At 66.5% G+C, this 9,633-nt stretch carries 14 protein-coding genes; 3 read left to right on the top strand and 11 right to left on the bottom strand.

Annotated elements, in window-relative coordinates; translation table 11 throughout:
- The first annotated feature begins 90 nt into the window (after positions 1-90).
- Positions 91-1,395: an MFS transporter gene (locus PSEEN_RS19715; protein WP_011535322.1), complete on the top strand. Its 1,305-nt coding sequence runs from the start codon at positions 91-93 to the stop codon at positions 1,393-1,395.
- 123 nt (positions 1,396-1,518) lie between these two features.
- On the opposite strand, the gene purT is transcribed toward PSEEN_RS19715, so the two are convergent.
- From purT to PSEEN_RS19740, 5 genes are all read right to left on the bottom strand, one after another.
- Positions 1,519-2,700, bottom strand: coding sequence for a formate-dependent phosphoribosylglycinamide formyltransferase (purT, locus tag PSEEN_RS19720; protein ID WP_011535323.1), 1,182 nt, complete (start codon positions 2,698-2,700; stop codon positions 1,519-1,521).
- A 74-nt stretch (positions 2,701-2,774) separates the two neighbouring features.
- Positions 2,775-3,242 carry a VUT family protein gene (locus PSEEN_RS19725; RefSeq protein WP_011535324.1) on the bottom strand — a complete coding sequence of 156 codons (468 nt, stop codon included), beginning with the start codon at positions 3,240-3,242 and terminating at the stop codon, positions 2,775-2,777.
- A gap of 134 nt (positions 3,243-3,376) precedes the next feature.
- The gene (locus tag PSEEN_RS19730; protein WP_011535325.1) at positions 3,377-3,571 is read right to left on the bottom strand and encodes a DUF1289 domain-containing protein; all 195 of its coding nucleotides are present in this window, start codon (positions 3,569-3,571) and stop codon (positions 3,377-3,379) included.
- Positions 3,564-4,088 carry a gamma carbonic anhydrase family protein gene (locus tag PSEEN_RS19735; RefSeq protein ID WP_011535326.1) on the bottom strand — a complete coding sequence of 175 codons (525 nt, stop codon included), beginning with the start codon at positions 4,086-4,088 and terminating at the stop codon, positions 3,564-3,566. The genes PSEEN_RS19730 and PSEEN_RS19735 overlap by 8 nt, the downstream gene beginning before the upstream one ends.
- 45 nt (positions 4,089-4,133) lie before the next feature.
- Positions 4,134-4,733 (bottom strand): CoA pyrophosphatase, encoded by a 600-nt coding sequence (locus PSEEN_RS19740; protein WP_011535327.1) that lies wholly within the window; start codon positions 4,731-4,733, stop codon positions 4,134-4,136.
- Between the two features lie 133 nt (positions 4,734-4,866).
- On the opposite strand from PSEEN_RS19740, the gene PSEEN_RS19745 reads away from it, so the two are divergent.
- Both PSEEN_RS19745 and PSEEN_RS19750 read left to right on the top strand, forming a co-directional pair.
- Positions 4,867-5,421, top strand: coding sequence for an NUDIX hydrolase (locus PSEEN_RS19745; RefSeq protein ID WP_011535328.1), 555 nt, complete (start codon positions 4,867-4,869; stop codon positions 5,419-5,421).
- Positions 5,422-5,440: 19 nt separating this feature from the next.
- Complete coding sequence (locus PSEEN_RS19750; RefSeq protein ID WP_011535329.1) at positions 5,441-5,998, top strand: L,D-transpeptidase family protein; 558 nt, start codon at positions 5,441-5,443, stop codon at positions 5,996-5,998.
- 133 nt (positions 5,999-6,131) lie between these two features.
- On the opposite strand, the gene PSEEN_RS19755 is transcribed toward PSEEN_RS19750, so the two are convergent.
- Genes PSEEN_RS19755 through gspH form a run of 6 tightly spaced genes read right to left on the bottom strand, consistent with a single transcriptional unit; the run spans position 6,132 to position 9,633 of the window.
- Entirely contained in the window at positions 6,132-6,791 is a 660-nt protein-coding gene (locus PSEEN_RS19755) for a general secretion pathway protein GspN (protein ID WP_044488387.1), read from the bottom strand.
- The gene (gene gspM, locus PSEEN_RS19760; protein ID WP_011535331.1) at positions 6,788-7,174 is read right to left on the bottom strand and encodes a type II secretion system protein GspM; all 387 of its coding nucleotides are present in this window, start codon (positions 7,172-7,174) and stop codon (positions 6,788-6,790) included. The genes PSEEN_RS19755 and gspM overlap by 4 nt, the downstream gene beginning before the upstream one ends.
- Positions 7,171-8,247, bottom strand: coding sequence for a GspL/Epsl periplasmic domain-containing protein (locus PSEEN_RS19765; RefSeq protein WP_011535332.1), 1,077 nt, complete (start codon positions 8,245-8,247; stop codon positions 7,171-7,173). Before PSEEN_RS19765 ends, gspM begins: the two co-directional genes overlap by 4 nt.
- The gene (locus PSEEN_RS19770) at positions 8,244-8,834 is read right to left on the bottom strand and encodes a prepilin-type N-terminal cleavage/methylation domain-containing protein (protein ID WP_011535333.1); all 591 of its coding nucleotides are present in this window, start codon (positions 8,832-8,834) and stop codon (positions 8,244-8,246) included. The genes PSEEN_RS19765 and PSEEN_RS19770 overlap by 4 nt, the downstream gene beginning before the upstream one ends.
- Positions 8,831-9,199 (bottom strand): type II secretion system protein GspI, encoded by a 369-nt coding sequence (locus tag PSEEN_RS19775; RefSeq protein WP_011535334.1) that lies wholly within the window; start codon positions 9,197-9,199, stop codon positions 8,831-8,833. The genes PSEEN_RS19770 and PSEEN_RS19775 overlap by 4 nt, the downstream gene beginning before the upstream one ends.
- Entirely contained in the window at positions 9,196-9,633 is a 438-nt protein-coding gene (gene gspH / locus PSEEN_RS19780) for a type II secretion system minor pseudopilin GspH (RefSeq protein ID WP_011535335.1), read from the bottom strand. The genes PSEEN_RS19775 and gspH overlap by 4 nt, the downstream gene beginning before the upstream one ends.

Consider the following 9,633-nt stretch of genomic DNA (forward strand, 5'->3'; position numbering starts at 1 on the left):
AGTCGGGCGACCAACAACAATACGCTCCGGCTCCCGTGTGCCTGCCACATGGGCCGTGCCCCATGGAGCATGACTGTCAGGGACCTTCGCATGACTACCAGCAGCACCTACGCCGAACCGGCTTCGGCGACCCCGGCCAATTCGCCTGCCCGGGTGGCCACCGCCAGCTTCATCGGCACCGCCATCGAGTTCTACGATTTCTACGTCTACGCCACCGCCGCCGCCCTGGTGATCGGGCCGGTGTTCTTCCCTTCGGGTTCAGGCACCGCGCAGATGCTCGCGGCCTTCCTCACCTTTGGCATCGCCTTCCTCGCCAGGCCGCTGGGCTCGGCGCTGTTCGGCCACTTCGGCGACCGTATCGGACGCAAGTCGACCCTGGTCGCCTCACTGCTGCTGATGGGCGTGTCCACCACGCTGATCGGCGTGCTGCCCGGCTATGACAGCATCGGCGTGTGGGCGCCGATCCTTCTCTGCCTGCTGCGCTTCGGCCAGGGCCTGGGGCTGGGCGGCGAATGGGGTGGCGCGGCGCTGCTGGCCACCGAAAACGCCCCGCAGGGCAAGCGCGCGTGGTTCGGTATGTTCCCGCAGCTCGGCCCTTCGATCGGCTTCCTGGCCGCCAACGGCCTGTTCCTTACCCTGGCCCTGGTGCTCAGCGACGCGCAATTCCGCGAGTGGGGCTGGCGCATTCCGTTCCTGCTCAGCGCCGCCCTGGTGCTGGTCGGCCTGTACGTGCGCCTGAAGCTGGAGGAAAGCCCGGTATTCGCCAAGGCGGTCGCCCGCCACGAGCGGGTGAAGATGCCGGTGGTCGACCTGTTCGCCCGCTACTGGCTGCCGACCCTGCTGGGGGCCGCGGCGATGGTGGTGTGCTACGCGCTGTTCTACATCTCCACAGTGTTCTCGCTCAGCTATGGCGTAACCACCCTGGGCTACAGCCGTGAAACCTTCCTGGGGCTGCTGTGCTTCGCCGTGGTGTTCATGGCCCTGGCCACGCCACTGTCGGCCTGGCTGAGCGACCGTTTCGGGCGCAAGCCGGTGCTGATCGTCGGGGGTGTGCTGGCCATTGCCTCGGGCTTCACCATGGAGCCGCTGCTGACCTCGGGGTCGACCACGGGCGTGGCGCTGTTCCTGGCCATCGAGCTGTTCCTGATGGGGGTGACCTTCGCGCCGATGGGGGCATTGTTACCGGAGCTGTTCCCGACCCATGTGCGCTACACCGGTGCTTCGGCGGCGTACAACCTGGGCGGCATCGTCGGCGCCTCGGCGGCACCGTTCTTTGCCCAGAAGCTGGTGAGCATGGGGGGATTGAGCTGGGTGGGAGGGTATGTGTCGGTGGCGGCGGTGATCAGCCTGATTGCCGTGTTGTGCCTGAAAGAGACGCGCGATACAGCGCTTTGAACCCTTGGGGCTGCTTTGCAGCCCATTCGCGACACAAGGCCGCTCCCACAGGGTCTATGCGATACCTGTGGGAGCGGCCTTGTGTCGCGAAAGGGGCGCGAAGCGCCCCCCAGCAGCATCAGATCAGAACTCGACCTTGACCGCCTGCGAAGCACGGGTCGCCTTGGCACGAGCGGCCTCGACCGACTCGTCGCGCGCCAGGCACACGCCCATGCGGCGGGTACCATTGATTTCCGGCTTGCCGAACAGGCGAATGGCGGTATCCGGCTCGCTCAAGGCCGCACCGAGGTTGGCGAAGCTGGTCTGCTGCGACTGGCCTTCCGGCAGGATCACCGCCGAAGCCGAAGGACCGAACTGGCGCACCACCGGGATCGGCAGGCCAAGAATCGCCCGGGCATGCAGGGCGAACTGCGACAGCTCCTGGGAAATCAGGGTCACCAGGCCTGTGTCGTGCGGGCGTGGCGAGACCTCGCTGAACCACACCTGGTCGCCCTTGACGAACAACTCCACGCCGAACAGGCCACGCCCCCCCAGTGCATCGGTGACCGCCTGGGCCACGCGCTGCGACTCGGCCAAGGCTTTCGGGCTCATGGCCTGGGGCTGCCAGGACTCTTGATAGTCGCCCTTCTCCTGACGGTGACCGACCGGCTCGAGGAAGGTGGTGCCGCCTACATGGCGCACGGTCAGCAGGGTGATTTCGTACTCGAAGTCGATAAAGCCCTCGATGATCACCCGGCCCTTGCCGGCACGGCCGCCCTCCTGGGCATAGTCCCAGGCCTTCTGCAGATCGTCGGCGCTACGCAGCAGGCTCTGGCCCTTGCCCGAGGAACTCATCACCGGCTTGACCACGCAGGGGTAGCCCAGGTCGGCGACCGCCTTGCTGTAGTCTTCGAAGGTATCGGCGAAGTGGTACGGCGAGGTTGGCAGGTCCAGCTCTTCGGCGGCCAGGCGGCGGATGCCTTCGCGGTTCATGGTCAGCTGGGTGGCGCGGGCGGTAGGGACGACGTTGAAGCCTTCGTTCTCCAGCTCCACCAGGGTGGCGGTGGCGATGGCCTCGATCTCGGGGACGATGTAGTGCGGTTTCTCGGCCTCGATCACCGCGCGCAGGGCCACACCGTCGAGCATGTTGATCACATGGCTGCGGTGCGCGACCTGCATGGCCGGGGCATTGGCGTAGCGGTCAACGGCGATCACCTCGACCCCCAGGCGCTGCAACTCGATCACCACTTCCTTGCCCAGCTCGCCGCAGCCGCACAGCAGTACACGGGTCGCGGTCGGCGACAATGGGGTTCCGATACGGGTCATTTCAGGTCCTCGAAGGCGTCCGGGGCCGCGCCACGCTGGCTGCCGCCCGCTGAAAAATGGACCGGTATTCTACATCAGGATGCAGCGATCGCGCGCCGTGCCCGCCAAGCCATGATCAGCCACACCGCCGTGACCCCGGCGAACTTCGAGGCCAGTGCCGTGCCGATCACCGCCGGTGTCAGCGCACCGATCATGCCGAAGAAGATAAAGGTGTCCACCGGGATGCTCAGGGCCGAGCTCAGCCACAGGCGATCACGCAGGGGGCGGCGGGTGACGCTGAACACCAGCCAGTCGATCAGTTCGGAGACGAAGAACGCGGTGGCGCTGGCCAGGGCAATGGCCGGCTCCGACGTGGCGTAGGACAGCACCAGCGCCACCAGCATCGCCAGCAACGCGCCGTGGCCGTAGCGGGTCTGCACCATGTCGCGCAGGATGAACACCAGGCCACCCCAGGCGGACCAGATCACGTCCAGGTGCGGCGCGCTGGAGAAGGCGTAGTTGATCAGCACCACGCTGCTGATGTAGGCGATGAGATAGAACATGGTCTGGGTATTCAGGTGGGCAAGCCGCTCAGAGTAGCGTCGGGGCAGCCACTGGACAAGCCTGCGATCCTCGCCTTGCTGGCGAATGTGACGCCGGCAAGGCGATGCCTTGCTTTCGCCAGCAAGGCTGGCTCCTACAGGCCGATGATCAACCCAGCGGCGACCGCCCGCTCATGGCACAGTTTGAGTACCGCGCGGCGTTCCGTGTTGTCCATCCGCCCCCAGCGGGTTATTTCGGCCACCGTGCGCTGGCAGCCGGTGCAGATGTCCTGCTCGTCCAGCGCGCAGACGCTGACACAGGGCGAGGCCACCGGTTTTTCGTCACTCATCGTCAACTACCAGGTCGCGGGCATAGCGCTGGGCATTGTGTACGTAATGGGCGGCGCTGGCTTCGAGCATGCGTTTCTGCTGCTCGGTCAGCTCGCGTACCACCTTTCCGGGCGAGCCCATCACCAGCGAACCGTCGGGGATTTCCTTGCCTTCCGGGATCAGCGCGTTGGCGCCGATGATGCAATGCTTGCCGATGCGCGCACCGTTGAGGATCACCGCATTGATGCCGATCAGGCTGTAATCGCCCACCGTGCAGCCATGCAGCATGGCGTTATGGCCAATGGTCACGCCCTTGCCGATGTTCAGCGGCGAGCCCATGTCAGTGTGCATCACCGTGCCGTCCTGGACGTTGCTGTCTTCGCCGATGTCGATCAACTCGTTGTCGCCACGCAGCACCGCACCGAACCACACACTGGCACGGGCCTGCAGGCGCACCTTGCCGATCAGGGTGGCGTTGGGCGCGGCCCAGCTGCTGGGATGGGCCTCGACCCGCAGGTCGCCCAGGCGGTATTTCATGTCTCGCTCCTCACGGTTGGACGCAGGTGACGGGGTGGGCCCCGTTCAGTTCTGGATGAAACGCTCCGGTGGCTGGTGCAGGCTGATGCCGGCATCGAACAGCACGTTGACCAGCTCGACGATCATGATCGCCGACAGCCCCCAGATCTTGTAGTCGCCATAACGGTAACTGGGCACATACCAGCTGCGGCCCTGGTAATCGATGCGGTGGGTGTGCTCGCGCGGGTCCTGGCGGAAGAATGCCAGCGGCACGCTGAACACGGCGGCGATTTCCGCATCGTTGGCGCGGTACTCGACGTAATCGGGAATCAAGCCGACGAACGGTGTCACCTTCAGGCCATGCAACGAGATCAGCGGGCTGAGCGGGCCGAGCACCTCGACCAGGCCGGGGGGCAGGCCGATTTCCTCTTCGGCTTCACGCAAGGCGGTGAACACCAGGTCCGGGTCTTCCGGATCGCGCCGGCCGCCAGGGAACGCCACTTCTCCGCCATGGGTGGAAAGCCCCTTGGCACGCAGTGTCAGCACCAGCTCCGGCTCTTCGCCGCGGGTAATGGGCAGCAGCACCGCCGCTTCGGGGAAACGGCGGTCCGTCTCCAGTGACGCGGGGGTATGGTTGCTCATTCGGCGAAGAAGCTCGTCCAGCATTGCGCACTCTCGATTCCAAGGCCTGCCCTGCATGATGCACCAAAGCCACGGGGCACCCAAGCCCCGCCCGCGGTCCGCTTGCGGTGGGCGGGTCGGGCGCGCCAAGATAGCCCGACCACACAGGAATGAAAGCATGAAATTCTGCAGCGCGTGCGGCCAGCCGGTCACCCAGCGAATCCCCGACGGCGACAGCCGCCCACGGTATGTCTGCGACCATTGCCAGACCATCCATTACCAGAACCCGAACATTGTCGCCGGGGTGCTGCCCACCTGGGGCAGCCAGGTGCTGCTGTGCCGCCGCGCCATCGAGCCGCGCCGAGGCTTCTGGACCTTGCCGGCCGGCTTCATGGAGAACGGCGAGACCCTCGACCAGGCCGCCCGTCGCGAAACCGTCGAGGAAGCCTGCGCCCGGGTCGGTGAAACCCACCTGTACCAGCTGTTCGACCTGCCGCACATCAACCAGGTGCATGTGTTCTTCCGCGCCGAGCTGTCGGACCTCGACTTCGCCGTGGGTGTCGAGAGCCTGGAAGTGCGGTTGTTCGAGGAACATGAGATCCCGTGGGGCGAGCTGGCTTTCCGGACTGTCACACGCACACTAGAATGCTACTATCGCGACCGCATCAGGCAGCTGTACCCGATAGGCCATGAATACCTGCCGCCGATGAACGTCTCGTCGTCCACCACCTAAGTCTCAGGGATACGGTTTCATGCGCTGGTTGCTTGCCCTCTTCTGCCTCAGTGTCGCCTCGGTGTCGCAGGCTGCCTTCACCGAAACCATCATTCGCAAGCCAGCCTCGACGCAGCAGCCGGCGTCTCTGGCCATGGTTGCCCCGCAAGGGCCGCAGATCGACAAGGTGCTGGTGCTCAAGTCCGAGCGCCGCCTGCAGCTGATCAGCCGCGGCGAACCGCTCAAGACCTACCGCATCTCCCTGGGCAAGCAGCCCAAGGGCGCCAAGGAACGCGAGGGCGACAAGAAGACCCCCGAAGGCTTGTACTGGCTGGACTGGCGCAAGGTCAGCGACCGCTACAACCTGGCCATGCACATCTCCTACCCGAACATCACCGACGCCGCCAAGGCCCGGCGTGACGGGGTGGCGGCCGGCAGCATGATCATGATCCACGGCACGCCGATCAACGAGGAGTACCCGGAGTGGTACTTCCACACCCTCGACTGGACCGAAGGCTGCATCGCCATGCGCAACGACGACATGCGCGAGGTGTGGAGCATGGTCAAAGACGGCACCATGATCGAGATCCGCCCCTGAGCCATCGAAGCACGCCTACCCTGTAGGAGCCGGCTTTGCCGGCGAATGCGGTAGTGATCCCACCGACGCAATCGCGGGTAAACCCGCCCCTACAGGTATCGCGCGCGCCTCAAGATCTATTGCGACGCTGTCCCTACCAGCGGATTTCCCGCTGTCCTTGCAGCGCCTCGGCACCCAACCACTGCCCCCCACGCAACACGGGTGTCAGCGCCGCGTTGGGCTGCACCTCGACACTCACCTGAGCCCGCCGCGCCAGCAGATCGCCGCTCACCGCCAGGCGATGCTGCCCGTCCTGTGCCAAATATCCTGACACCTGCCACCCATCCGCGCAGCTCATCTCGATACCGCCCTGCCCCAGCCCCAGCGACCAAGGCTCGACCAGCGCCAGGTCATTCACCTCGAGCCGCCCCTGTGCCTCGCGGCACCGCCCGCCACTCCCCCGCATATGCAGCACGCCTTGCCAGAGCCCGGCCAGGCGATACCCCTGGGCGACACTGGATTGAGCGCTCAGTGCTTCGACTTCGGCTTGCCAGAGCCAAGGCCAGCCACTGGCATGCAACCGCCACCCCTGCCCCTGGAACCCCATCCATACCTGCACGTCCCGGCGCCACGGTCGCAGCTCCCAGCGCAAGGGGCCAACCGCCCCCAGGCGCATCGCCTGCCCTTGCCACAGGCTGCCCATCACGCCCTCTGCCGGCAGCCCGCTCATCCATGCCAGCCAAGGCGCAGGCAGCTCGACCAGCAGGCTCAGGCAGAACACCACCCCCAACCAAACACCCAAACGCCGGCTCAAGGCTGCACCTGCACATCGAAGCGCAGCCCGTCGCCCTCTCGTGACAACCCCCACTGCACCAACCGCGCGCCCTCCGTGCGAAGTGCCTGCAACCAGTCCAGCAGGGACTGGGCATCGCCGACCTTGCCCCGCACCTGCCAGCCTTCATCCTGCGCCTGCACTTCAAGCAACTCGACACGCCGGGCCTGAGCCGACTGGCGCAGGCGCTCAAGGCTCAAGGTCGGCCCGGTTCGCATCCCGACCGCCGACTCGGCCAAGGCGCGCCATTGCGCCAGCTCCCGCCAATAGCCGAGCCCTTCACGAAGCACCAGGAAGCACGCCAGCAACGCAATCAGCAGCCAGGCCAGCAGCATCCGCCGTCGCTGCCACCACTCGCGGCTCATGAGGCCTCCTCCAGGTCGAACACCACCTGCCGTGCTCCCTGTTCGATCTGCACCTTGCCCCCCACGGCCGCCGCCATCTCTTGCCAAGGAGGCGTCGCACCATCCCCCTCCAATGCCAACCGCCAATGCCGACCATCGAAACGCACAGCCTGCAACCGCCAGCCTGGGTTCGCCTCCAGCCAAGCCTGCAATTGCGCCTGCAACCCCTCCAGCTGGCGCAGGCGCAGTTGTTCTTCGCCGTGACTGTCACGCAAGCGCTTGAGCGCCTGGGCCGCCTGGCGTGGCGTGGCCTGCGGGCCGGTCACGGCCAGCACTTGCTCACGGTAGACCTGCGCCTGGCGCCACTGCTGGGCCAGCCAGAGGCCACCCCAACTGACGGCCAAGGCCATGCAGGCAAGGGCGAGCCGCCGCTGCGCTGGCTCCAGCCGAGGGTACTGGCGTGGGCTTCGCGCCTCGAACAAGCCAGGCAGGCCCTCCAAGGGCGCCAGCTCCTTGGGCCAGTCACCTTCGACGGGGGCCCGCGCACCTGCCGGCCAAACCATGGCGGGCACCTGGCCGAGTGACTCGGGCCAGGCCAGCCAATGGACACGCCCCTCGGCGCCCTTTCCAAGCTGCAACAGCCTTTCGCCTCGACGCCATTGCAAACATTCGTCCGCTTCAGGTTCGGGCAGCAACTGAAACTCCCCCCAACATCGCTCCACGGACAACGCCCATTCGACGCACTGGGCACGCCATTGAGCCAACCGCTGCCGGGCCACCACCAGCAGCCGCAGTTGGCCCGGAGGCCGGCCGATGCAGGCACAATCAACTTCATCCACCCCTTGCAACAGCCGGTCCTCCAGCAACAGCGGCCACTCTTCGCGCTTGAGCCCAGGCGGCGCGGCCAGCTGGAAGTGGCTGCAATGTTCACCCGGAACAATCAGGGCAACCCGCGCCGACAGGCCCGCAGGCGGCATGCCCTGCCCCTGACGGGTGGCCACGCCCTGCTCCACCAGCGCCCAGTCCCACACCGGGCCCGGACGCAGCAACAGCCACGGCCGCAGCGGCGTACGGCGCCGCCACTCAAGTTTCACGAGCGCCCCCAGGGCAGCACGAAGGTACAGGCATAGGGTGCTCCATCACGCACGAACTCCAGGCGTACACCCCGTCCGGGATGTGTCGGTTGATCGGAAGGCCAGGCCAGCCACTGGCCGGACTGGTGGTAAAGCAGGCTCATCGCGCTGACCCGCTCCAACCGTTCGCGCAACACCCACTGCGGGCTCGCGGCGGCATACAGGTCAGCGGAGGTTTCCACCAGCAACTGCTGCTCACGCGCCTCGAAGCGCAGGCGCTGACGTTGCAGCCGCGAACCGCCTTCGGCCTGCGGCCACGCCGCGGCGGCCACCCAAAGCAGTTGCTGGCGGTCGGGCTGCCAGTCCAGCCAGCGCACCGGCAAGGGCAGGCGTTGTTCATACACACGGCGCAGCACCGGGCTGTCGAAGCGCCGCTCCAACGCCAGGCAGAAGTCCACGACCTGGGTTTCCCGCTGCGGCTGATCGAGCCGCTCACGCACCCTCAGCCAGCCATTGACCAGCGCGGCCAGCAGCAGCCCAAGCAAGGCAGTCAACGCCAGGGCCACCATCAGTTCGATCAGGGTCATGCCTGTCTGCCTGCGCTTCATGGACGCTCCAGGAACACCGTGTATTGCCCCAGCGGCAGACGCTGGTCGCGGTCGGCAAACAGCAGAAGCTCGCCGCGGCGCAGGTCACGCACGCCCGTGCGCCGCAACTGCAAGTGCCAATGGCAAACCTGCGCGCCCTGGGTCAGCTCGCCAGTGTCATGATTGGTCGCCGGCCAGTACTGCTCGACCACGAACCGCGCCTGCAACTCACGGGCGCAAAGCACACCCAGGCGATGCTGCTGCACCGTGTCCTGCACCGCCAGGCGCTGACGCAGGACCTGACTGGTGATCACCGCCAACACGGCGGCAATCGCCAGCGCGACGCTTACTTCAAGCAGCGTAAAACCCTGCTCCCTGTGCTTCATTGGGCGCGGCTCACCTGCAAGCGGCCATCACGCCCCCAGTGCCAGCCCAGGCTGCCTTGCGCCCAGTACCAGCGCACACTGCCGGGCCGGGCCCAACCGTCGGGGGTGAATACCAGCACCGGCGCCGGGCTGCTCGGCCAGTCTGGACGCAGGCCCTTTGGCCACGCGCCCAGGGCCACCGGCTCGACCACCCAGCGTCCACGCTCCTGGCGCACGAACTCCGGACGCTGGCCGCTCCAGCGCAGGCCACGCAACTGCCCGGCATGACGCGCCAGGTCGCCCTGGGCCACGGTGGCAGTCGCCAAACGCTCCAGCGCCTGATCGACACCGCCGTTGCCGCTGTCGAGCCAGGCCACGGCCAGGCTGGTCATCAACCCGGCGATGGCCAGCACCACCAGCAGCTCGAGCAGACTGAAACCACCCTGGCGACGCAT

The organism is Pseudomonas entomophila L48 (genome assembly GCF_000026105.1).
In the GTDB taxonomy this organism is placed as follows: domain Bacteria; phylum Pseudomonadota; class Gammaproteobacteria; order Pseudomonadales; family Pseudomonadaceae; genus Aquipseudomonas; species Aquipseudomonas entomophila.